At 65.3% G+C, this 22,356-nt stretch carries 20 protein-coding genes; 5 read left to right on the top strand and 15 right to left on the bottom strand.

Going from position 1 to position 22,356, the window contains the following annotated elements:
- Positions 1–240: 240 nt before the first annotated feature.
- Complete coding sequence (locus IY145_RS02615; RefSeq protein WP_196406782.1) at positions 241–513, bottom strand: hypothetical protein; 273 nt, start codon at positions 511–513, stop codon at positions 241–243.
- A 199-nt stretch (positions 514–712) separates the two neighbouring features.
- Here IY145_RS02615 and IY145_RS02610 point away from each other — a divergent pair, with 199 nt between their 5' ends.
- Positions 713–2,338 (top strand): ISL3 family transposase, encoded by a 1,626-nt coding sequence (locus tag IY145_RS02610; protein WP_409455288.1) that lies wholly within the window; start codon positions 713–715, stop codon positions 2,336–2,338.
- A gap of 166 nt (positions 2,339–2,504) precedes the next feature.
- Here IY145_RS02610 and IY145_RS02605 read toward each other — a convergent pair whose 3' ends face one another.
- The 10 genes from IY145_RS02605 to IY145_RS02560 form a co-directional block, all read right to left on the bottom strand.
- The gene (locus tag IY145_RS02605; RefSeq protein WP_196406781.1) at positions 2,505–3,197 is read right to left on the bottom strand and encodes a redoxin domain-containing protein; all 693 of its coding nucleotides are present in this window, start codon (positions 3,195–3,197) and stop codon (positions 2,505–2,507) included.
- 27 nt (positions 3,198–3,224) lie between these two features.
- Positions 3,225–5,315 (bottom strand): protein-disulfide reductase DsbD, encoded by a 2,091-nt coding sequence (locus IY145_RS02600; RefSeq protein ID WP_246721720.1) that lies wholly within the window; start codon positions 5,313–5,315, stop codon positions 3,225–3,227.
- A gap of 315 nt (positions 5,316–5,630) precedes the next feature.
- Positions 5,631–6,164 (bottom strand): GNAT family N-acetyltransferase, encoded by a 534-nt coding sequence (locus IY145_RS02595; protein WP_196406779.1) that lies wholly within the window; start codon positions 6,162–6,164, stop codon positions 5,631–5,633.
- A 12-nt stretch (positions 6,165–6,176) separates the two neighbouring features.
- On the bottom strand, positions 6,177–7,367 hold the full coding sequence (locus IY145_RS02590) for a M20 aminoacylase family protein (RefSeq protein ID WP_196406778.1): 1,191 nt from the start codon (positions 7,365–7,367) through the stop codon (positions 6,177–6,179).
- Positions 7,364–8,707, bottom strand: a complete 1,344-nt coding sequence (locus tag IY145_RS02585) for an LLM class flavin-dependent oxidoreductase (protein ID WP_196406777.1) — start codon at positions 8,705–8,707, stop codon at positions 7,364–7,366. The genes IY145_RS02590 and IY145_RS02585 overlap by 4 nt, the downstream gene beginning before the upstream one ends.
- Positions 8,704–9,708, bottom strand: coding sequence for an LLM class flavin-dependent oxidoreductase (locus IY145_RS02580; protein WP_196406812.1), 1,005 nt, complete (start codon positions 9,706–9,708; stop codon positions 8,704–8,706). Before IY145_RS02580 ends, IY145_RS02585 begins: the two co-directional genes overlap by 4 nt.
- Before the next feature lie 126 nt (positions 9,709–9,834).
- Positions 9,835–10,986, bottom strand: a complete 1,152-nt coding sequence (locus IY145_RS02575) for a trans-sulfuration enzyme family protein (RefSeq protein ID WP_196406776.1) — start codon at positions 10,984–10,986, stop codon at positions 9,835–9,837.
- Between the two features lie 93 nt (positions 10,987–11,079).
- A complete protein-coding gene (locus IY145_RS02570) occupies positions 11,080–11,754 on the bottom strand; it encodes a methionine ABC transporter permease (RefSeq protein ID WP_196406775.1) in 675 nt (224 codons plus the stop codon).
- A complete protein-coding gene (locus IY145_RS02565) occupies positions 11,735–12,829 on the bottom strand; it encodes a methionine ABC transporter ATP-binding protein (protein WP_196406774.1) in 1,095 nt (364 codons plus the stop codon). Before IY145_RS02565 ends, IY145_RS02570 begins: the two co-directional genes overlap by 20 nt.
- 46 nt (positions 12,830–12,875) lie before the next feature.
- Positions 12,876–13,736 (bottom strand): MetQ/NlpA family ABC transporter substrate-binding protein, encoded by an 861-nt coding sequence (locus tag IY145_RS02560; protein WP_409455283.1) that lies wholly within the window; start codon positions 13,734–13,736, stop codon positions 12,876–12,878.
- Between the two features lie 251 nt (positions 13,737–13,987).
- Here IY145_RS02560 and IY145_RS02555 point away from each other — a divergent pair, with 251 nt between their 5' ends.
- Positions 13,988–15,358 (top strand): amidase, encoded by a 1,371-nt coding sequence (locus IY145_RS02555; RefSeq protein WP_196406773.1) that lies wholly within the window; start codon positions 13,988–13,990, stop codon positions 15,356–15,358.
- 12 nt (positions 15,359–15,370) lie between these two features.
- Here IY145_RS02555 and IY145_RS02550 read toward each other — a convergent pair whose 3' ends face one another.
- Genes IY145_RS02550 through IY145_RS02540 form a run of 3 tightly spaced genes read right to left on the bottom strand, consistent with a single transcriptional unit; the run spans position 15,371 to position 18,325 of the window.
- The gene (locus IY145_RS02550) at positions 15,371–16,396 is read right to left on the bottom strand and encodes a HEAT repeat domain-containing protein (RefSeq protein ID WP_196406772.1); all 1,026 of its coding nucleotides are present in this window, start codon (positions 16,394–16,396) and stop codon (positions 15,371–15,373) included.
- Positions 16,348–16,581, bottom strand: coding sequence for a ferredoxin family protein (locus IY145_RS02545; protein WP_036287980.1), 234 nt, complete (start codon positions 16,579–16,581; stop codon positions 16,348–16,350). The genes IY145_RS02550 and IY145_RS02545 overlap by 49 nt, the downstream gene beginning before the upstream one ends.
- 7 nt (positions 16,582–16,588) lie before the next feature.
- Positions 16,589–18,325 carry a fumarate reductase/succinate dehydrogenase flavoprotein subunit gene (locus IY145_RS02540; RefSeq protein ID WP_196406771.1) on the bottom strand — a complete coding sequence of 579 codons (1,737 nt, stop codon included), beginning with the start codon at positions 18,323–18,325 and terminating at the stop codon, positions 16,589–16,591.
- 75 nt (positions 18,326–18,400) lie between these two features.
- On the opposite strand from IY145_RS02540, the gene IY145_RS02535 reads away from it, so the two are divergent.
- From IY145_RS02535 to IY145_RS02525, 3 genes are read left to right on the top strand one after another with little or no spacing between them, the layout of a single operon-like run.
- On the top strand, positions 18,401–19,252 hold the full coding sequence (locus IY145_RS02535) for an ABC transporter ATP-binding protein (protein WP_246721718.1): 852 nt from the start codon (positions 18,401–18,403) through the stop codon (positions 19,250–19,252).
- The gene (locus IY145_RS02530) at positions 19,249–20,097 is read left to right on the top strand and encodes an ABC transporter permease (RefSeq protein WP_210332599.1); all 849 of its coding nucleotides are present in this window, start codon (positions 19,249–19,251) and stop codon (positions 20,095–20,097) included. The genes IY145_RS02535 and IY145_RS02530 overlap by 4 nt, the downstream gene beginning before the upstream one ends.
- Positions 20,098–20,141: 44 nt before the next feature.
- The gene (locus IY145_RS02525) at positions 20,142–21,557 is read left to right on the top strand and encodes an ABC transporter substrate-binding protein (protein WP_196406770.1); all 1,416 of its coding nucleotides are present in this window, start codon (positions 20,142–20,144) and stop codon (positions 21,555–21,557) included.
- Positions 21,558–21,626: 69 nt separating this feature from the next.
- Here the strand turns inward: IY145_RS02525 and IY145_RS02520 are convergent, their stop codons facing one another.
- Positions 21,627–22,298, bottom strand: coding sequence for an IS6 family transposase (locus IY145_RS02520; protein WP_196406769.1), 672 nt, complete (start codon positions 22,296–22,298; stop codon positions 21,627–21,629).
- Between the last annotated feature and the right edge of the window lie 58 nt (positions 22,299–22,356).

The following is a 22,356-nucleotide window of genomic DNA, read 5'->3' as shown; positions in this document are numbered from 1 at the left end:
AACCCGACTTCATCGCCGTTCGTGAAATTTGCACCACAGCCCTACCAGGCGGGCGCTACCCCTTTCCTGGGCCGGACTTGCACCGGCTGGAACTCGCCAGCTTGGCCTGGCGCACCCCGTCCAGATTGCCGAGCCATCATCTTCTCACGCACAGGACATAAGCCGGCGGCCGCATTCACTCCCACGCAAACGGCCCGTCGGCCGAGCCGACGGCCCCAATTCTTCGCACGCGTCACGCCGTCAAAAATATCGGTTATGATGACGAGCGCGGCCCCGATAACGCCAGCCGCGGGGACGCGGCGCCGTGACTGCTCCGATTATAGCGCCGCCCGCCGCTCCCACCGCGGCGCCCGCCAAAGTCGGGCCCGCGAGACCTCCCGAGGCGAGCGCGCCGATTCCCGCGCCGCCGAGGCCGCCGATGATCGCGCCGCCCGCAGCGCGTTCGCCGGGCGTGTAGCAACCCGCGAGCGGCAGCGTGCCCGCCAGCGCGACTATGAGAACGAGCCGTTTCATGGAGAATCGCTCCGTTACGAGACCGATCATTCGAACTCCTTTCCGATCCGCGAGAGGCTCAGCGTATCGGGGTCTTCCTCAATTTGGGTGGAAGCTCCAACCTAAGGGACCGAGATGGCAGCCTGGGGCTTGACCGTCGTTCACATCGGTGGGCCGATGCTCCATGAAAGCAAAAACGGACTGGGTTCCGGGCCCGGGCATGCGGGTTGTCGAGACCAAACGGCACGAGGCTGGCTGGATCGTCTCCGGCGTCACGACAGCCGCATCGGGCTGCTGCCCAGGATGCGGCAGTATATCGACATCGTATCATGGCTCGAAGGTTCGGGTGTTACAGGACCTTCCAGTTCAAGGATCGCCGGTCTCACTCACGCTCAGGCAGGCGCAATGGCGATGCCGTAATCCGTGCTGCGCACGGAAAGCCTTCGTCACCCCTCTGCCGGAGAGCGCGCCACGTTTCGCACGGCGGACACGCCGCGTGACTGACCTGACGCTTCTGCTCGTCCACGCCGCCGGCGGGCGGCCGGCGGAGCGGTTGATGAGACGCCTCGGACTGTCGCAGAGCGACGACACCTTGCTGCGGTCGCTGAAGCGCCAGACGGCCAATAACGGCGACCCGACGCCAGTGCGAGTGGTCGGGATCGACGACTGGAGCTGGTTGAAGGGCGCCAGCTACGGCACGATCATGGTGGACCTGGAGCGCAGGGAAGTGCTCGACGTGTTGGCGGACCGCTCGGCAGACGGAACGGCTGCATGGCTCGCCTGTCGTCCAGAGGTCGAGATCATTAGCCGCGACCGATGCGGCCTCTACGCCGAGGGGGCGACGCGCGGCGCGCCGCAGGCGGGCCAGGTCGCCGACAGGTTTCATCTGATCCAGAACTTGCGCCAGTCGATTCAGCAACAGCTCAGCCGCGCTCCGCTTCAGCAAGAGCCGTTCGCGCCAGGGGAGATGGAGCCGGAACCCCAACAGCCTCAGCCGGGCCTCATCCATCGGTATGGTCAACCGGAGGTGACAGAACATCGGCGTCTCGCTAATGCGGGCCGCCGTGCCGCGCGGCGGAGCCGGTTCGATCAGCTCAAAATTTTGCAGGCCACGGGTAAGGGCCTGAGCGAGATCGTGCGGGAGACCGGCCTCAACTGGCGCACGGTTGCGAGATGGACTCGGCTGGATATCCTGCCCGAGCGCGGAATCATGGCGCCCAAGCCGACGACACCGAATCACTTTCGAAAATATCTGGCCCAACGTTGGGCGGAAGGATGCACATTCGGGCGACAGCTACTCGCGGAGATCAGACCGCTCGGCTACACTGGAAGCCTGACGCACTTGCAGCGGCTGCTTAGAACATGGCGCCAGGCGCACTTCGCGGCGATGGCCGCGGCTCCGTTGCCGTCGGTATCTGTGTTGCCGCAAACCATTTCCTGCGTGGTCGCGGCTGCACTGTGTATCAAACCCCGGGGATTGCTGACGGCGCCACAGGCGGAGAAAGTCGACTTGCTGAAGGCGACCTCTCCGGACTTCGCGACGATGCGCCAATTCGCCATGCGGTTCCGCGGTATTTTGCGCGGGCAGGACACGAAAAAGCTCGATGCGTGGCTGGATGACGCACGCGACTCGGGCATCCACTGCCTGCGCCAGTTCGCCATCAAGGCGCGGCAGGATCTCACCGCGGTCCAGAATGCTGTCACCGAGCGCTGGAGTAATGGACAGACCGAGGGCCAGATCAACCGGCTGAAAACCCTGAAGCGAGCCATGTACGGCCGCGCAGGTGTGGACCTGCTCCGGGCCCGAATGGTTCCCCTGAGGACAACTCATATCCACCCAAATTGAGGAAGACCCACCGAGAGTGAAGCAGAGCCCAATAGGATGTATCCCGACAATGGGATCTCAAGGCGGCGCAATGCGTCGAGATCGTCCTGCGTGTCGACATCGAGAAGGACGCCACCGAAAGAGGAATGACGCCCGACGTCGCTTTCGGCGTCGGGCGGCGAGCGTGTCAGACCGAATATTTGACGGAGCAGCCGTAAGGCCGCGTCACGGCGTTCTTCACCGGCCGGCCCTGGCTCACCGCGAGAAGCGCCTCCTTGAACAAGGGCTGGGCTTTCGGAACGTCGGCGACCTGTGTCGAGGGAATGCTGTCGATCCCACCGACGTAGCGCAGCACGCCCTTGGCGTCGATAATATACATGTGCGGCGTCGTTTGCGCGCCATAGGCGTGGCCGATCTTCCCGTCCGGATCGAGGATCACGCCTGTCGGCGCGGCGTCGCGGGCGACCGTCAGCGCATTGGCGGTCGAGGCCTCGACATAGCCCTCCTCCCCCGGCCCAGAGGAGATGATCGAGAGCCAGATCGCGCCGGCCGCCGTCGCTTCCTTCTGTAGCTTCTGCATATTGGCGGAATTATAGTGCTTGGCGACGAAGGGGCACTCCGCATTGGTCCACTCCAGAACGACGACCTTGCCGTTCAGGGACGCGAGACCACGCAGGACGCCCTTGGTGTCGGTCGCGGAGAAGGCGGGCGCGGGCTGGCCGACTTGCGGCGCCGCGAGAGCAGAGCCGCTGCGCAGCAGAGCGCCGCCGGCTGCGAGAATGCCGAGGCCCGCCGTCACGACGCCGACCAGCGCCTCGCGGCGATCGATCGCGGGAGCCTGCGGGCGGCCGTCGTCCGGCGAAATTCGAATTTTCGACATGCAAATCTCCTGTCTTGGTTCGAAGGATCAATTGACGATGGTTCGCCGCAGCTCTTCCACGACCGCCGCTTCCGTCAGGACCGGGGGAAGAAGCACGGCGTCTTTTCCGCCCGGGGGGTAGAAGACGTAGAAGGGCACACCGTCATGGGCGAAGCTGCGGAGAAAGGCCGTGATCTCGGGGTTTTGATTGGTCCAGTCGCCCTTGAGATAGGCGACGCCGCCGGTTTGGAAGGCGTCCTTCACGGCGGCGGTGGAAAGCGTCGTGCGCTCGTTCACGAGACAGGTGATGCACCAAGCCGCCGTCAGATTGATGAAGACGGGCTTGCCCTCCTGCCGAAGCGCGGCGAGGCGCGCGCTGCTGAACGGCTCGGAGCCGGCGGAGGACGCTGTCGCCGCGACGCTCGGCGTCGTGGCCGCGCCGAGCTGCGGAAGGAGGACGACGAGACCGACCGCCGAAGCCGCGGCGAGTCCGCGCGGAAGCAACGCACGCCCGCTTCCCTGCTGCGCGACGCCATAGGTCCAGGCTCCAAAGCCGACGAGGAGCGCGCCCGCGAGCGCGACCAGGACGCCGAGGTCGCCGGCCTGCTGTGCGAGGACCCAGACGAGCCATGCGGCCGACGCATACATAGGAAAGGCCATCCCCTGACGCAGGCGCAGCATCCAGACGCCCGGGCGTGGCAGGAGCCGGGCCAGCCGAGGGAAGAGGCTCAGAAGCGTATAGGGGGCAGCGAGGCCGAGCCCGAGGGCGACGAAAAGCGCGAGGCAGACGAAGGGCGGCGAGGCCAGCGCCGCGCCGACCGCGGCGCCCATGAATGGGGCCGTGCAAGGCGTCGCCGCGACCACAGCCAGCAGGCCGGTAAAGAAGCTGCCCGCGTGTCCCTGTTTCTGGGCGAGGCTCTGGCCGGCGCCGGTCGCCGTGAGCCCGATCTCGAAGACGCCGGATAAATTCAGGCCGATCGCGAGCAGCAGCCAGCTCATCGCGGCGACGAAAATCGGCGATTGGAATTGGAAACCCCAGCCGACCGCAGAGCCGCTGGCGCGCGCGGCGAGCAGAGCGCCGGCGAGCGCCACGAAAGCGACCAGCACGCCGAGCGTGTAGAAGAGCCCCGCCAGACGCACCTCGCGCAGCGCGCCGCCCGACAGTCTGGCGACGGCGGCGGCCTTGATGGCGAGAACGGGAAAGACGCAGGGCATCAGATTGAGGATGAGGCCGCCGAGAAAAGCGAAGAGCGCCGCCTGTCCGAGCGGCAGGCTCTTGGCGTCTTTGGCGGAGACGCCGAGCCTTGCCCCGCCCCCCGTCCCGCCAATGATCGGCGCAGCGTCGACGCTCGGCGCAATCTCGATCCAGTGTGTGCGTCCATCGTCGCCGGAGATCGCCAGCAGGCCGGAAGCGTCGCTCTGCAGAGTGAAAACCGGGCCTTTCTCGATGGCGAGACGAAGCCGGCCATCCTCGACGCTGAGCTGCTGCGCGGCCGCATGGACGATGACGCCCCATTCGGCCGGATAGAAGAAGGCCGATTTGACCGCCTTCGGAGAGATATCGCCGCCTTCGACGGTCAGCGCGAGCGCCGCGCCTTCGTCTGTCAGCTGTGCGGTCCAGCCGCGTCGTTCCGGCCGGCGGGCGTCCGTCGCCGCGAACGCGGCCGCGACATCGCCGCTCGCCGGGATCGAGACGGCGGAAACCGGCAGGTCCAGCCGGAAGCTCCCGGTCTCGGGAATGCATTGCTTCGCGCAGACCAGCCAATCGGCCTCCGCCACGATGGAGAAGGTCTGACCGGGCGCGATCGTCGCGGGCGCGGTCACCGTGACGGGGAGGACGATCTCATTCTCATAGCCGAAATTCCGCACGGGACCGACCGCGATGCTATCAGGACCGGGCCAGGCGATCTCGCTCGCCGTCGCGCCTTCGGGCAGCTTCAAGGACAAGTTCGGAGCGACGCCGGCGTCGCCCGGATTTTTCCAGTAAGTGTGCCAATGCGGCGCGAGCTTCTGGCACAATCCGACGCGGAAGCTCTGGCCGGGCGCGACGCTGTCCGCCTCGCTGATCAAGGTGACAGTGGCGCGTGGACTCGACTGCGCGTCGCTCTCCGCGGCCTTTGCGCCGAACAGAGCGCCCAAGAGCGTTGCAAGCGCCCCGAGAAGAACGAGTGATGATGAGCGACGTCGAGCGTCTTGGCGCATGCTCTGTCCCTTTTGCTTTGCGTGGATCCTCGCCGCGCATCGAGACTTCGGATAGATCCGCGATCGACGGCTTCGGCCCCGCGCCAATTGTCTTCGACCCGGGGCGGTACGGGGATTCCGGAGCATTTCAGCGCTAGAAACATACTAAAACTATCTGAATAACTGACTACGTCAATCCGCCTCGCGCACGTCCGCCAGCGGTCGACGCTCGTAAGACGTCGCCGCCTCGCCGGCCGAAGCCTTCGGTCGACCTCACGAACCGGCGACGAGATTTCCGTTTGGGCGAACAGCAGATTGGCGCGTTGGCGCCAGATGCTTCTCGAAGGGCAGAATTCGGAGCGCTTCCAGGTCCGCCGCCAGATCGAAGAGCGCGCGATACCCCGATGTGAGATAGAGATTGGCCGCCTCCGGCTGACGGCAGCCGGTGGTCAGGAATATGCGCGCATAGCCCTGGCGAAGAGCTTGGGCTTCGAGTTCCTGGACCAAGACGCGCGCCAGCCCTTGTCGGCGCAGGTCGCTCCGCGTCCAGATGCGCTTGAACTCCGCGGTCGTCTCGTCGTAGCGGCGGAAGGCTCCGCCGACGATCGTTTCCTCTCCGCGCAAGAGGAGCAGGAAATTGCCCTCGGGCGGCGCGAAGGCTTCGGGCGGATAGCGATTGACCTCGCCGGTTCCGCCTTCGGGGCCGAAGAAATCGCCGTAGCGCGCGTCATATTCCCGTACCAGATCGTCGAGCAGCGGCGCCGCGCGAGGATCGAGCGGAGAGGTGTAGAGAAAACGATCCGTCATGCGGGCCGCCTTTCAGGAGAGAAAGCTCTCCGCGAGCAGCGCCCAATAGACAGCCGCGGGCGCAAGGCTCTCATCGTTGAAATCATAGCCGGAATTGTGGAGGGAGCAGCTGTCCCCATTGCCGAGGAACAGGAACGAGCCCGGCCTCGCATCGAGAAAGAAGGCGAAATCCTCGCTCGCTGTGCGCGGCGGAAAGCTCTCTTCGACGCGTGTCTCGCCGAATGTCTCGAGCGCGGTGAGCCGCGCCAGCTCCGTCTCGGCGGCGTGATTGACGACCGGCGGAAAGCCGAGCCGATAGCGCACATCCGCGATGGCGCCGAAGCTCTCCGCCTGCGCGCGCACGAGCGCCGGAATGCGCTCCTCGAGCAGCTTGCGCGCCCGCGGACGGAAGGCGCGCGCCGTGAGCTTCAACTCGACGCTCTCGGGAATGACGTTGGATGCGGCGCCGCCGTGGATCGAGCCGACGGTCACGACCGCCATGTCGAGCGGATCGACATTGCGCGAGACGATCGTCTGGAGGGCCGTGACGATATGGGCGGCGACGACGATCGGATCGATGGTGTCCTGCGGCTCGGCCCCATGGCCGCCCTTGCCGCGCACAGTGACATGCGCTTGGTCGACGGACGCCATTGCGGGGCCGGGGACGAAAGCCAGCCGTCCCGCCGCGAGACCGGGCCAATTATGCAGCCCGAAGATCGCGTCGCAGGGAAAGCGCTCCAGCAGGCCGCCCTCCAGCATGCGCCGGGCGCCGGCGCCGATCTCCTCGGCCGGCTGGAAGATGACGTTGAGCGTGCCGCGAAAATCTCCGGCCTCGGCCAGCTGACGGGCGGCGGCGAGCAGGATCGCGGTATGTCCGTCATGTCCGCAGGCGTGCATCACGCCTTCGTGGATGCTGGCGTAGGGTAGTCCTGTCGTCTCGGCGATGGGCAGCGCGTCCATATCCGCGCGCAGGCCGAGGCTGCGCGGCCCCTCGCCGCGGTTCAACGTGCCGACGACGCCGGTTCCGCCGAGGCCACGCGTCACCTCAAAGCCCCAATCGGTGAGACGCTCCGCGACGAGCTCGCTCGTGCGACGCTCCTGGAAGGCGAGCTCGGGATGGCGATGGATGTCCCGGCGCAGCGCGACGAATTCATCGGCGTGGCGGGCGACCACCGCGGCGACGGCCCCGGCGCGCTCGGAAAGGGTTTCGATCGAAGCCGTCATCGGGACACGCTCCTCTGTTCGTCGGTCGCGACGAGAGCGTAGCGGCTCTTCTTGCGCGGCAGGCCGAGATGATCGCGCAGAGTCCGTCCCGGCAGATCGCGGGAGTAGCGTCCTCGCGCCTCCAGCGCCGGAACGACAAGGCGGACGAAATCATCTAGTCCTTCCGCCGTGACCGGGAAACCGAGAATGAAGCCGTCGGCAGCGCCCTCGTCGATCCAGCGCAGCATTTCGTCGGCGATTTTTTCGCCCGTACCGATGAAGGTCGGCTTCGGCGTCGCGACGGAGAAGGCGACCTCGCGCAGCGTCAGCCCCTCCCGCCGCGCCCGCGTCTTGATGGCGTCGGTCGTCGAACGAAAACCTTCCTTGCCGAGGTCTCCGAGATCCGGGAACGGCGCGTCCGGATCATATTGCGCAAAATCGTGATGGTCGAAGAAGCGGCCGAGATAGACGAGCGCCTCCTCTATGCTCAGAAGATCGCGAATGGCCTGGCATTTTGCGTCGGCTTCCGCTTCGCTCTCGCCGATGATCGGCCCGGTGCCGGGGAAAATCAGCACGTCGTCACGACGACGGCCGTGAGCGACGGCGCTCTCCCTCACCTTCTCGGAAAAAGCGCGGGCCTCTTCGAGCGACGCCGCCACAGTGAACACAGCGTCGGCATATTTGCCGGCGAGCGCTATTCCGGCGTCCGACGCGCCGGCCTGGAAAATCACCGGCTGGCCCTGCGCCGAGCGTCCCACATTCAGCGGACCGGCGACTTTGAAAAAGCGTCCCTCATGGTCGAGCCGATGAAGCTTTTGCGGATCGAAGAAGCGTCGCGTCACGCGGTCGCGCGCAAATGCGTCGTCGTCCCAGCTGTCCCAGAGACCTTGCGCGACGGCGAGATATTCGTCGGCGATCTCATAGCGCAGCGCATGTTCCGGATGGGATCTCCCATAATTCTTCGCGCTGCCCTCCAGCGGCGAGGTCACGACGTTCCAGCCGGCGCGCCCGCCGCTGATCAAATCGAGCGAGGCGAATTGTCGGGCGATGGTGAAAGGCTCGGAATAGGTCGTCGAGACGGTGCCGGCGAGGCCGATCTTGGACGTGCGCGCGGCGAGCGCGGAAAGGATCGTCAGCGGCTCGAAGCGGTTGAGGAAATGCGGAAGCGACTGTTCCGTGATGTAGAGGCCGTCCGCCACGAAAACGAAGGCGACCCCATTGTCTTCCGCCTTCTGGACGGTCTCGATGGTGAAATCGAGATCGACGCTGGCGTCCGCGGGCCCGCTCGGGTGACGCCAGGAATTCATATTGGCGCCGGCGCCATGCAGCATCAGGCCGAATCTGATGGACTTCTCGCTCATGCGGTCTCCGGGCTGGTAGAAAACGCGCCGGCGATCAGCTCGATCGAGACGAGGCGCTCGTCGAAATCCGCGATCGGCGTATCCAGGATGAATTCGTTCACGCCGTAGCGATCGGCAAGGGCGTCGAGCTCGCGCCGCACTCTGTCCGGCGCCCCGAAGACAAAGAGCGGGCGAATCTCCTCGGCGCGATAGTCCTGCTCGGAAAGCCCCGCTTGGCGAGCGAATTCGGCGGCGAGGTCGAGCGAGGGCAGATTGACGGATCGTCCATCGGCAAAACGAACCTTGTAGAGACTCTGGGCGCCGATGCGACGCTCCGCCTTTTCCTGCGTCTCGGCCGCGAACGCCTGGATGGCGAGCATGGCCGGCCGGCCGGCGATGCGGCCGTAGGCCTCGAGCGAGCGCGCGAGCGTCTCGGGATCGCCGTTGAAATGGCCGGCGTAGGCGAAGAGCCAGCCGCGCCGCTCGGCGAGCGCGGCGCTCGCGGGGCCGCCGCCGAGCAGGATGCGCTGCGGCGGCTCCGGCGGAACGGGCGTAGCGAGGAGGCCGGCGAGCGCGTGACCCTCCGGCAACGCGCCCTCGAGACATGCCTCCAACTCGATGAGCCTGGTTTCGAAATCGGCGTCGTCCGGGCGCTGCTGCAAGGCTCGGGTGGAATAAGGCAGGCCGCCGGGAGCCTTGCCGACGCCGAGATCGACGCGCCCCGGCGCCAGCGCCGCTAGCGTTTTGAAAACCTCCGCGACCTTATAGGGACTGTAGTGCTGGAGCATCACGCCGCCGCAGCCGACGCGGATGCGTTTGGTGTGGGCGAGGATATGGGCGGCGACGATCTCCGGCGCGGAGCTCGCGAGCATTTCGGCGCCATGATGCTCGGCGAGCCAGAACCGACGATAGCCGAGCTCATCCGCGCGCTTGGCCAGCGCGATCGTGTGGCGAAGCGCCTCCGCCGGCGTCGCCCCCTCGGCGACGGGGCTCTTGTCCAAAATGGAGAGCGAATAGGACATGGCGATGAAGAGCCAAAGCGGGCGGGGCGCGTCCCAATAAATCAATATTATCGACCAGATTAATATATTCAAGGTCCGGCACCGCCGTCGCGTTTCGCGGCGGAGGCGAGCGCCAGAGCCCCGAGATCAGGGGAACGCTTTCGCCGCGGCGGCGTCCAGCGCTCGGGCGAGATCGTCGAAAAGGTCGGAGACGGATTCGATGCCCGTCGAAAGGCGCAGCAGATCGTCGGGAACCGGCGTTCCCGGCCCTTCGACGCTCGCGCGATGCTCGATCAGGCTCTCGACGCCACCGAGCGACGTCGCGCGTTTCCAAATCTTCACCTGCGCGGCCGTCGCGATCGCGGCGGCGCCGCCGCCTTTCACGCGGATGGACAACATGCCGCCGAAGCCCCCCTGCATCTGTCGCCGGGCGACCTCATGACCCGGAAAACTGGGAAGGCCGGGATAAAGGACCTCCGATACGGCCTCGAGCCCCGCGAGCCGCTCGGCGAGCGTGAGCGCCGACTGAGACTGCGCGCGCACGCGCAAGAAAAGGGTGCGCAGGCCGCGTTGCAGAAGCCATGCCTCGAAAGGCCCGAGCACGGCGCCGTTGCGCGCCAGGATCGCGCGAATGCGATCCCAGAAGTCGTCGCGTCGCGCGGCGACGATGGCGCCGGCCACGACGTCGGAATGTCCGTTCAGATATTTCGTAGCGGAATGAACGACGAGATCGGCGCCGAGCGACAATGGCCGCGTGAGCACGGGCGAGGCCGTAGTGGAGTCGACCGCGAGCCGTGCGCCGGCGCGATGGGCGATCTCCGCCGCCGCGGCGATATCGGCGATGGTCCACAGAGGATTGGCGGGCGTTTCCACCCAGACGAGACGCGTCTCGCCGGGGCGGACCGCGGCTTCGAGAGCAGCCGCGTCCGCCTGATCGACGAAGTCGATGCGTAAGCCCCAGCGCGTCGCAAAATCGGCGAGCCAGCCACGCAGAGCCCAATACATGACCTTAGGCGCAATCACATGATCGCCTGGGTCTAGAGCGAGAAAAACAGACGTCGCAGCCGCCATTCCCGATGAGAAGAGAAGCGTTTCCGCCCCTCCTTCCAGCGCTTTCAATGTCTGAGCGGCGACCGCATATGTCGGATTGTCGGGACGCGAGTAAATGCGCCCCTCCGGGAAGCTGTTGTCGCGCCCGCGCTCATAGGTCGTCGACGGATGAATGGGCGGGATGAGCGCGCCGACGGAGGCGTCGACCTTTCCGCCGGCTTGTGCGGCTATGGTTTCAGGCTCGGTCATGCGTGCGGACCTCGATTTGACGGAAGAAGGCTGCGAGCCTTCGAATATGAGAAGCGCGACGTCGAACAGCGAACCGGCGCGCAGGGGCGGTCTTCACGATTTTGCATTCGCGCCCTTTCGCTTGTCGAACCTCGCCGAAGCCTTGTCGCCGACCCATTGCAGCGCGGACACGAGCGCGATGAGCAGGAGGACGACGACGATCATGACATTCGTCTCGAAGCGCTGATATCCGTAACGAATGGCGAGATCGCCGAGCCCGCCCGAGCCGACCGCCCCCGCCATGGCGGAAGCGCCGATCAGCGTCACGAGAGTCACTGTGAAGCCGCTCGTGAGGCCCGGCAGCGCTTCTGGAATCAGCACTTTCGAAACGATCGTCCAACGGCTGCCGCCCATCGCGCGCGCCGCCTCGATCAGGCCCGGATCGACCTCGCGAAAGGACAGCTCGGCGATTCGCGCATAATAGGGGATCGCCGCGAGCGACAAGGGCACGATGGCGGCCGCGACGCCGATCGACGTGCCGACGATCCATCGCGTGAGCGGAATCGCCGCGACGAGGAGAATGATGAACGGAACGGATCGGACCGCGTTCACGATCGCGCCGATCAGCCGGTTGAGCCAAACGCGCTCGACGATTCCGTTTCGATCGGTCATGACGAGCAGCAGTCCGAGCGGCAGCCCCAGCGCGAGCGAAACGAATCCAGCGGCAGCCGTCATGACCAGAGTTTCTAGGAACGCTCGCCACAGCAGCTCAATCATCGCCGGCGACATGGCCGAGAACCTCCGCCTTGCTCGCGCGCTGGCGCAAGAAGTCCAACGCAGCAGAGAATTGCGCCCGATCGCGCCCATCGGCTTCGAGAAACAGCGCGCCGATCTCCTCGCCATTCACACGGTCCACGCCGCCATGGACCAGGGTTGCGCGCAGGCCCGTCGCGAGGGCGAGATCCGCCAGCAGCGGCGCGCGCGCCTGAGCGCCGATGACGACGACTTTCAGCACCGTTCGCTCTCCCGGGCTGGGGACGAGGCGCGCCGCGAGCTCGTCCGGCAATGTCGGCCGATAGGCGCGCAGCAGGCTGCGGGTCGTCGCGGCGCCCGGCGAGGCGAATATTCGCCCGCTCGGTCCTTCTTCGACAATTCTCCCGCCGTCGAGCACCGCCACGCGGTCGGCGATGGCGCGAACGACGCTCATTTCATGCGTCACCAATAGGACGGTGAGATCGAGCTTGCGGTTGATATCCCGCAGCAGTTCCAGGATCGCGTCCGTCGTTTCGGGATCAAGGGCGGATGTCGCTTCATCCGACAGCAGCAGCGCCGGCCGCGCGGCCAGAGCGCGCGCGATGCCGACGCGCTGCTTTTGACCACCGGAGAGCTGCGCCGGATAGGCGCTCGCCTTGTCGGCGAGCCCGATCAGATCGAGCAGCTCGGCGACGCGCGCTTCGCGGGCCGCGCGCGGCTGGCCTTCGATCTCGAGCGGCAAAGCGATATTTCCCGCCACGGTCTTCGCCGACATCAGATTGAAGTGCTGGAAGACGATGCCGATTCTGCGACGGAACGGCTGCAGCTCGCGCTCGCTGAGTCCGATGATCGAACGCCCTTCGATCTCGACATCGCCGCTGTCGGGCCGCTCGAGACCATTGAGGCAGCGGATGAGCGTCGACTTGCCGGCGCCGCTGCGGCCGATAAGGCCGAGAACCTCGCCGCGGCGAATCGAGAGCGAGACCTGGTCCAAGGCTATCGTCTCGCCGAACCGCTTCGTCACCTCGTGCAGCCGCACGACAGGCGGCGGGCCGCTCTCGCTCGACGAGCCGAGCGTCGATGCGTTGAAGGAAAACGTCGGCGCGTTCAAGCGGGACCTTCGGGGCAATCGTCATTGTGGGCGCCGGCCATGAAATTCACCATGCGGGAAGGCCTGTCCCGTGGAAGATTTTCGTCAGCGCGTTCTTCACCACGTCGTTCTGATAGGCGCCGACGAGCGTCCTGACCCAGGGCTCGTTCTCACGGCCGGCTTTTACAGCGATGAAGTTCCGGTAAGGATTGTCGGCGAGAGGCTCCTGCGCAATGCGATCCTCGACTCGCAGCCCGGATTTGAGCGCCCAATCGGTGTTGACCACCGCGGCCGAAAGGTCGTCGATGACGCGACCGACGACGCCGGCGTCGAGCTCCTTGATCACGAGACCTTTCGGATTACCGACTATGTCCGCGGTCGTGGCGAGTATGCCCGCGCCGTCGCGCAGCTCGATCAGCCCGACCCGTTGCAGGAGGATCAAAGCGCGCCCCTCGTTCGATGGATCATTGGGAACGCCGATGATCGCGCCTTTCGGCAAATTGGCCGGGGAATGGACCTTGCGCGAATAGAGGCCGATCGGCCAGACCGCGGTGAAGCCGACAGGCGTGATGTGGTAGCCGCGCGTCCTGATCTGATTATCGAGATAGGGCTTGTGCTGAAACGCATTGGCGTCGACGTCGCCGCGCTCCAAGGCCTCGTTGGGCTGGGTGTAGTCGTTGAAGACGACGGTCTTTATGGTCAATCCATTGGCGGCGGCCTGCGCCGCCACCACTTTCCAAAGGTCTTCATCCTCGCCTCCGATAATGCCGATACGCACTGTGGCCGCGACGGCCGGCGCCGCGGGAAGCGCGAGAGCGGACAGGGCGAACGTCGTAGCCAGCGCGAGCCAGAAGATCGAACGGCGGACGCATTTCTCCATGGCCGCTTCGGTGGAAGCGGGTCCCGCTCTGTTCGGAGCCCTGGTCATTGCGTCGATCCTGTGGCCGCGTGATCTCAGCATAAAAAAGACTATACCAGTAGATAATGTCAATATAGCATCCGCTCAGGAACCGCGCCCAACTGCCGCGCTCGGGCTCAGTTGCCTGCGCCGAGCCCTTACGCCAACGGCATTGGCCGGTCTGGATGATCGCGCGAGGGCGCTAGATGCCGAAGCCCTTGCATTGACCCGTTCATATTTCTACCAATAAGATCGAAAAATCGAGGGGATTTGAGGACGCCGTGCCGCAAGATCTGACGCAGGTTTCAGCGAGCGAGCTGATCGCCGCCTATCGTTCGAAGGCCCTCTCGCCCGTCGAGGTCGCGGCGGCGACGTTGAAACGCATCGCCGAGCTGCAACCGCATTTCAACGCCTATCGCGCCGTCGACGCAGAGGCCGCGCTGGCGCAGGCCAAGGCCTCCGAGGCGCGTTGGGCGAAAGGCGCGCCGCTCGGGCTCCTCGACGGGGTTCCCGTCGGCTTCAAGGATCTGCTCAATGTGAAGGGCTTTCCGACGCGCAAGGGAAGCCTCGCGACGCCGGACACTGTGCAGCAGGCCGATTCCCCGCCTGCAGCGCGCCTCCGCGACTCGGGCGCCGTCATACTGGGCAAGACCCAGACGGCCGAGTTCGGCCTCAAAGGCCTCACGGAGACAAAGCTCGCGGGCGTGACGCCCAATGCCTGGGATCGGCAATATGTGAGCGGCGGCAGCAGCGGCGGCGCCGGCGTCGCGGCCGCTCTCGGCCTCGGGCCGTTGCAGGTGGCGACGGACGGCGGCGGCTCCATCCGCAATCCCGCGGCGATCAATGGCGTGTTCGGCTTCAAGCCGACCTTCGGCCGCGTCGCCGGCTATCCGCACAATGGTTCGCTGTTCCACATCGGCCCCATCACGCGCACGGTGACCGACGCCGCCCTGCTGTTGAATGTCATCGCCCAGCCGGATGCGCGCGATTGGACGAGCCTGCCCAGCGACGGCCGCGATTGGACCGCCGGCCTCGACGGCGGCGTGAAGGGACTGCGGGTCGCCTATAGCCGCACGCTCGGCTATATCCAGGTCGATCCGGGCGTCGCCGCCGTCGTCGACCGCGCGGTGGCGCGCCTCGCCGAGCTCGGCGTTATCGTCGAGGAGGCCGATCCTGGCTTCTCGGACCCGTCCGCGATCATCGACGCGATCAACGCCGAGCGGGCGATCCGCCTGCGCCGCGATATCGGCGACGCCGGACTGGACCTCATCGATCCGGGGATACGCAAGCGCGTCGAGCGGCTGGAGCGCCAAACGCTCGCAGAGGTCGTCGAGGCCAATGAGCGGCGCACCGAGCTCGGCATTCAGTTGCGCCGGTTCCACGAGAAATACGATCTGCTGGTGACGCCCGTGCAGTCCAAGCCGGTTCCGCGCGTCGGGACGGCGCCGGAGACGCCCTTCGCCTTCCCGTTCAACATCACGCAGCAGCCGGCCGCCTCCGCGCCCGCGGGCTTCGACAATAATGGCCTGCCGGTCGGGCTCCATATCGTCGGGCCGCAATTCGGCGACGCGACGGTGTTGCGTCTCGCAAGGGCGTTCGAAAAGCTCCAGCCTTTCCCGACGCCGCATCTCGAGTCGCTGGGCCGTCTCTGAGGCCAGTTGGCCTCAGCGTGCGGAGGAGTCGATGAGATGGATCGACCAGCGGGCGATCTTGCGCACGTCGGGGTCCGGGTCTTCGGCCAGGCGCCCGAGGATCGGCAGGGCGTCGGCGTGGCGGATTTCGCCGAGGGCGGCGGCGACTTCCTTGCGCAGATTGCTCACGGCGTGCGTCGTCAGCGCGCCGAGCGCCGCAATCGCTTCGACCGCCCCCGTGCATCCGAGAGAGCGAGCTGCCTGGAGGGCGACCTGCCAGCTCTCGTCCGACAGCGTATGAATCAGGCCCGCCTCGACTCCCGTCGCTCGCGCCTTTCCGGCGAGAGCGGCGGCGGCCTCTCGCACGCGCCAATGTGCGTCGGCGAGGCCGGCGCGTATCGCCTCGAGAATCGCCGGCGCTGGCGCGAAGGCGAGCGCCGCCAGGGCGGCCCGCCGCACCTCGAAATGATCGTCGCGGACGGCGTGGATCAACGCCGGCGTCGTCGTCTTGTCCTTCAAATAGGCCACCGCGCCGATCGCCTCCCGCCGCACCTGGGCGTCTTCATCCTCGAGCGCGCGTAGAGCGGGCGTCAGCGTCGCCGTGACGCGCAGGCCGCGCAACCCCCTCCAGGCTGCAGCGCGGACATCCGCCCGCTCGTGACCGACGAGCGCGAGAAGGGGCGGCGCCGCTTCCGGCGTACGGAACTGACGAAGGCTGGAATCGGCCGTGGCGGCGACTTCGGCGTCCGCGTCGAGAAGGGCGATCGCCAGAGCGCTCGCCGCCGCCGCCCCGTCGAATTGCTCGAGCCCGCCGGCCGCCGCGCGCCTCACGCCCGGATGCGGATCGCGCAACGCCTGGATGAGCAGCGCTTCGCCCGCCGGCTCGCCGCTCTCGGCGAGATCCATGATCGCGATGCGTCGCTCATCGGCATCCTCGCTTCCGAAGCGCTCGGCGATGTCGGCGAGATCGATTCCTTGTTCTTCGAAAATGCCGTCGCGCGCCATCGCCGTCACCGCAGGAGATAGGGAATCGACACGGTGATCGCCTTCGTCGGGCAATCGAGCTCGCAGGGCAGGCAATACCAGCATTCGTCATATTTCATATGCGCTTTTCCCGTCGCCGGATCGATGCGCAGAACGTCGAGCGGGCAGACGTCGACGCAGATGGTGCAGCCCTTGTCGGCGATGCACTTCTCGAGGTCGACCTTGACGGGAAATTCGGAAGGGTTCTCGGCGAAAGACATGGGACCCTCAGCTTCGCGCTTCTATGCGCAGACGGTCATAGGCGTCGCGCTCCGTCGCCTCCACCGGCACGATATAAGGATCGACGGCACGCTTACGACAAGCGATGGCGCCCTTCACATCCTTATAGAGTTGCACATGGCAGAACCAGTCCTCGTCGTTGCGATCCGGGTAGTCGAGACGATAATGGTACAGGCCCCAGCGGCTTTCCTTGCGATAGAGCGAGGCGGCCGCCGCCATCTCCGCGCAATCGAGGATCGAATGCGCCTCGAGCGCTCGCATGAGCTCATGCGCGTCGCGCGCGACGAGGCGTTGCAAGTCTGCGCGAATTTCGGCGAAGCGCTTCTGCGCGATCTCATATTTGCGCGGGGACTTAGGGGGCTGGAGATAATCGTTGACGAAGCGCCGTATCTTATATTCGACCTGATTGGCCGGCAGGCCCTTCTCATTGCGCAGCGGCGCCCGGGTGCGTGCGCGCTCGGCCTCGATCTGCGCCGGGTCGCAATCGGCGAGATCGACCTCGCGCGCATATGCCGCCGCATGTTCTCCCGCGATCGCGCCATTGACGAAGGCGCCGAGCATATAATTATGCGGCACGCTCGCCATGTCGCCCGCCGCATAAAGTCCCTCGACCGTCGTGCGCGCGAATTCGTCGACCCACACGCCCGAAGCGCTGTGGCCGGAGCAGAAGCCGATCTCCGATATGTGCATCTCGACCATGTCGCGGCGATAATCGGTGCCGCGCCCCGCATGAAATTGCCTGCGTGAGGGACGTTCGACCTCGTGCAGAATCCCTTCGACCTCAGCGATGGTCTCTGGCGCAAGATGGTCGAATTTGAGAAACACGGGGCCGCTCCCGCTCTGGAGCTCGCGATAGAATTCCAGCATCATCTGTCCCGACCAATAGTCGGATTCGATGAAGCGCTCGCCGCGGCTGTTCGCCGTGTAGGCGCCGAACGGCCCTCCGACATAGGCGCAGGCGGGGCCATTATAGTCCTTGATGAGCGGATTGATCTGGAAGCATTCGAGATTGGTCAATTCGGCGCCGGCGTGGAACGCCATCGCATAGCCGTCGCCGGAATTGGCGGGGTTCTCATAGGTTCCCCAGAGATAGCCGGAGGCCGGCAAGCCGAGGCGCCCCGCTGCGCCGGCCGCGAGAATCACCGCCTTGGCGCGTATGACCAGCAGTTCGGCGCTACGGCTGTTGACCGCGATCGCGCCCGCGACGCGACCGTCCTTCGCCGTGAGCAGGCGCGTCACCATGAAGCGGTTGGAGATCAGCACCTGCGCCTTGCGCAATTGCCTGTAGAGAATCTTCTTGACCGAGCCTCCTTCCGGCATCGGCAACACATAGGTCCCCAGATGATGGACCTTCTTCACATCGTAATCGCCATTCTCGTCCTTGAGGAATTTGACGCCCCATCGGTCGAGTTCGCAGATCATGTCGAAGGAGCGCTCGGCATAGGCGAGCAGCGCCTTCTGATAGACGATCCCGTCGTTCGCTATGGTGATCTCGCGGACATATTGCTCGGGGCTGGCGAAGCCCGGGATGACCGCATTGTTGAGTCCGTCCATGCCGATCGCGATGGCGCCGGAACGTTTCACATTGGCCTTCTCGAGCAGAACGACCTTCAGCGCCGGATTTGCCGCCTTCGCCTTATAAGCGGCGAGCGGGCCGGCGGTTCCGCCCCCTATGACGAGCACATCGGCCTCATAGACAGCGTCGGCGTCGTCGATATGGCTCACTCGACCCCCTTCTCGTTTTTTCCGCCCGCCCCGGGCGGTTTGCTTTTTCTCAGCCTTTTAGTCTATATTTTTTATATGCTTCAGACCAGCGGCAATCCGGGCTCGGGCGAAGAGGCCCGACTTTCATCGCCGCAGCCAGGGGCGGGAAGGGGGCGCGTCGAATTAAAAGGCGTCTCGGTTTCTTTTGGAGAGGGCGCCGGTCTCTTTGAGCTGAGCCTCACGATCGAGCCCGGCGAATTCCTCTGCCTCCTCGGCCCTTCGGGCTGCGGCAAATCGACGGCGCTCAATGCGATCGGCGGCTTCGTTGCTCCGTCCGCCGGCAATGTCGCGGTCGACGGCGCGCCCGTGCGCGGGCCAGGACCCGACCGAGGCATCGTGTTTCAGCACTATTCGCTCTTTCCGTGGAAGACGGCGCAAGACAATGTCGCCTTCGGCCTGCGCATGCAGGGCGCGTCACGCGCCGAAGCGCGCCGCGCCGCCCGCGACTATCTGGCCACGGTCGGGCTCGCGCGCTTCGCGCAGGACTATCCGGCGAAGCTCTCCGGCGGCATGCAGCAACGCGTCGCCATCGCCCGTGCGCTCGTCAATCGCCCAGCCGTGCTGCTGATGGACGAGCCCTTCGGCGCCCTCGACGCGCAAACGAGAGCGCTGATGCAGGAACATCTCCTCGAGCAATGGCGCGAGGTCGGCAACACGGTCGTTTTCGTCACGCATGATGTGGACGAGGCCTTATTTCTCGGCGATCGCGTCATCGTCCTGAGCGCGGCGCCGGGACGAGTCCGGCTCGATCTGCGGGTCGAGCTGCCGCGCCCCCGGCCACGGGAGATCTATGCGAGCGCGGACTTCATCGAGGCCAAGGCCCGCTGTCTCGAGTTGATCCGACAGGAAAGCCGCCGCGCCTTCGAGAAATCGGACGCGCTCCCATGACCGATGCGCGCACACTGTCGCACAGCGCGCCGAAGGATGGCGGCGAGGCCGGCGCAGCCGTGTCTTCTCGCGCGTCTCCTCCCTCGCGCCGATGGGCCCTGCGCGTCTTATCGATCGCCGCTCTCGTCCTGCTCTGGCAATTCGCGTCGGCCGCCAAGCTCAGGCTACCCTTCGTTTCCTTCGCGTTCCTCCCGGCGCCCACCGAGGTCGCGGAGGCTTTCCTCGAGCTTATTTTCTCGGGAAAGCTCATGTCACATATCGAGGCGAGCGTCGCCCGTGTGCTCGCCGGCTATCTGCTGGCGGCGGTCGTCGGAGTGGCGCTGGGCGTGGTGATCGCACGCAAACGCTTGCTCGAAGACCTCTTGCTGCCGGCGTTGGAGCTGGCGCGGCCCATTCCCGCCGTCGCCTGGATACCTCTTGCTATTCTGATGTTTCCGTCGTCGGAAGCCTCGATGATCTTCATCACCTTCACCGGCGCGTTGTTCCCGATCCTGCTCAATTCCATAGATGCGATCCGCGAGGTGGATGGCCGGCTGGTCGCTTCGGCGCGCTCGCTCGGCGCGCGCGAAGCGACCATCATCCGCGAGGTCATTCTACCAGGCGCTCTGCCCGGCGTCTTCACCGGGCTCTCGATCGGCATGGGAACATCCTGGTTCTGTCTGGTGACCGCGGAAATGATCTCGGGACAGCTCGGGGTCGGCTACTACACTTGGGAATCGTACACGCTTCAAAACTACCCGGACATCGTCGTCGGGATGCTGATTATCGGCGCTCTCGGTTGGGCGAGCAGCGCCGCCGTGCGAGTCCTCGGCGCGCTAGCCATGCCGTGGCGGCGCGAGCATTGAGAAACGCGAGGCGCGCAGGCGCACAAACGAAGGACGAGACCGACGTGCGGATATTGCGCCTCTGGCTGCTGCCGACTTTCCTCGTGGCGCTTTCGAATCCGTTGGCCGCGGAGACGATCCGCATCGCGATCGGCGTGCAGGATACGACGATCAATTGCGCGGCCGGCGGGCTGCTCATTCGTGAGCTCGGCCTTCTGGATCGCTATCTGCCGCGCGACGGAAAGTACAAGGGCGCGACCTATGACGTTCAGTGGAAGAACTTCACGAGCGGCGCGCCCATCACCAACGAGATGGTCGCGGGCAAGCTCGACTTCGGCGTGATGGCGGATTTCCCCGGAGCGCTCAACGGCGTCGCCTTCAAGAAGGCCGGCAAACGCAGCAAGTTCATCGTCGTCTTGTCGGGAAGCGTGCGCGGCAGCGGCAATGGCGTCGTGGTGCCGACCGGGTCCCACGCACAATCTCTCTCCGATCTGAAGGGAAAGACGATATCGGTTCCCTTCGCCTCGACCGCGCATGGCATGCTGTTGCGCGCGATCACCGATCTCGGCTGGAATCCGGACATGGACGTGAAGATCATCGCGCAGGCGCCCGAAGTGGCGGGCTCGGCGTTGCAGAGCGGGCAGATCGACGCCCACGCCGCTTTCGCGCCATTTGCCGAGCTGTTTCCCTATCGCGGCGTAGCGCGAAAAATCTTCGACGGCGCGCAAGCGGGCGTGCCGACGTTTCACGGCGCGCTCGTCGACGCCGAATACGCCGATCGATATCCCGAAGTCGTGGTCGCCTATCTCCGCGCCGTGATCGAAGCGACGCGGCTGCTCACGGCGGAGCCGGAAAAATACAGCGAATTGATCGCCAAGGTGACAGGCATGGACGCGCCGGTCGTCTATCTTTTCCATGGTCCCTTCGGATTGCAGACACGCGCCCTCGCATGGAAAACCGAATTTCGACAGGATGTCGCGACGTCGATCGACACGCTTCGGCTGCTCAAGCGCGCCGACACGGGGCTCGATCTCGACGCATTCATCGACGACATCTTTATCCAGCGAGCGTCGAAAGACGCGGGTCTCGACTATAAATCTCTGCTCGCGGCGGACGCCCCTCCGCCGGTCTTCACGGACGCGTCCACGGGACAGCAGATCGAAGACGTCTCGCAGTCCGCCGAGCTGTGGCTGAAAGACGAAGGCCGAGTGCGTAGATACGCCTCCCTCGCGAGCGCATTGCGCGCGCTCGCCGAGCTCGAGCGCCAAGGCCGGGCAGCGCGCGCGATCTACGCCTTCGATCGCGTAAGCGGCGTCGAGATATTTGCAGATCGCGCATGGTTCGTCTCGGACAGCAATGGACGTTTGAGCGCCTATCTTTCGAAAGACACAGCCTCTCGCTTCGGCGATGGCGCGAATGGCGGCGTGCTGGATTTCACGGAGGCGAAGTCGAAGGCCGTCGGTGTCCCGAACGCCCGTTGAAGGACGAGCCCGGGTTGTGTCGCAAATTTTGTCTACGGAGGGGACGCGGGCGTGTGAGCGTGAGGCTGCTCACACCGCGAGGGCATAGAACTGCAGCGCTGGACGCAATTTGCCCTCGGTCTGCAACTGGTCCTTTCGGATCATATGCATGAGCTCGATCCCCGAGAGTGTCGCGGCAGCCGATCGAAATGATTTGAAGCCCAACATCGGCCGCGTCACTCGCTTCACCGCTCGATGGTCCTGTTCGACAATATTATTGAGATATTTGATGCGGCGGATTTCGATGTCCCCTTCATGCTCCGCATTGTAGCTTTCGATCGCTGCCGTGTTGGCGCCGCTCTTGTCGATTGTGATCTCCTCCGGCTTGCCATGCTGGCCGATCGCCTTGCGCAAAAAGCGCAGAGCCGCTTTGCAATCCCGCTTTGCGGTCAGCAAGAAATCCACCGTCGCGCCTGCCTTGTCGACAGCCCGATACAGATATTTCCAGCAGCCTTTGACTTTCACGTAGGTCTCATCGAGACGCCAGCTGGATCCGATCGCGCGCTTGCGTACACGGAACTGTTTCTCCAGCAAAGGCGCATACTTGACGACCCAGCGGTTGAGCGTGGAATGGTCGACTTCGACGCCTCGCTCTTCCATCATTTCCTCGAGTTGCCGATAGCTCATCGGATACGCCACATACCACCGGACGCCCCACAGGATCATGTCGCGTTCAAAATGGCTGCCCTTGAAATCGATCATCGGACTATTCCGCCTGCCCCTCGCCCGGCGATCATAGCCATAACCGACCCGCGAGAAA

The sequence above is a fragment of the Methylosinus sp. H3A genome, assembly GCF_015709455.1.
GTDB lineage: Bacteria > Pseudomonadota > Alphaproteobacteria > Rhizobiales > Beijerinckiaceae > Methylosinus.
Note: the sequence above shows the minus strand (reverse complement) of the source record. Positions and strands in the feature narration are given on the sequence as shown.

Bases quoted from the DNA above. Each gene is read 5' to 3' on its own strand.
- IY145_RS02615 (WP_196406782.1), bottom strand. From the start codon at position 513: ATGAAACGGCTCGTTCTCATAGTCGCGCTGGCGGGCACGCTGCCGCTC.
- IY145_RS02610 (WP_409455288.1), top strand. From the start codon at position 713: ATGCGGGTTGTCGAGACCAAACGGCACGAGGCTGGCTGGATCGTCTCC.
- IY145_RS02605 (WP_196406781.1), bottom strand. From the start codon at position 3,197: ATGTCGAAAATTCGAATTTCGCCGGACGACGGCCGCCCGCAGGCTCCC.
- IY145_RS02595 (WP_196406779.1), bottom strand. From the start codon at position 6,164: ATGACGGATCGTTTTCTCTACACCTCTCCGCTCGATCCTCGCGCGGCG.
- IY145_RS02590 (WP_196406778.1), bottom strand. From the start codon at position 7,367: ATGACGGCTTCGATCGAAACCCTTTCCGAGCGCGCCGGGGCCGTCGCC.
- IY145_RS02585 (WP_196406777.1), bottom strand. From the start codon at position 8,707: ATGAGCGAGAAGTCCATCAGATTCGGCCTGATGCTGCATGGCGCCGGC.
- IY145_RS02580 (WP_196406812.1), bottom strand. From the start codon at position 9,708: ATGTCCTATTCGCTCTCCATTTTGGACAAGAGCCCCGTCGCCGAGGGG.
- IY145_RS02575 (WP_196406776.1), bottom strand. From the start codon at position 10,986: ATGACCGAGCCTGAAACCATAGCCGCACAAGCCGGCGGAAAGGTCGAC.
- IY145_RS02570 (WP_196406775.1), bottom strand. From the start codon at position 11,754: ATGTCGCCGGCGATGATTGAGCTGCTGTGGCGAGCGTTCCTAGAAACT.
- IY145_RS02560 (WP_409455283.1), bottom strand. From the start codon at position 13,736: ATGACCAGGGCTCCGAACAGAGCGGGACCCGCTTCCACCGAAGCGGCC.
- IY145_RS02545 (WP_036287980.1), bottom strand. From the start codon at position 16,581: ATGTCTTTCGCCGAGAACCCTTCCGAATTTCCCGTCAAGGTCGACCTC.
- IY145_RS02535 (WP_246721718.1), top strand. From the start codon at position 18,401: ATGCTTCAGACCAGCGGCAATCCGGGCTCGGGCGAAGAGGCCCGACTT.
- IY145_RS02530 (WP_210332599.1), top strand. From the start codon at position 19,249: ATGACCGATGCGCGCACACTGTCGCACAGCGCGCCGAAGGATGGCGGC.
- IY145_RS02520 (WP_196406769.1), bottom strand. From the start codon at position 22,298: ATGATCGATTTCAAGGGCAGCCATTTTGAACGCGACATGATCCTGTGG.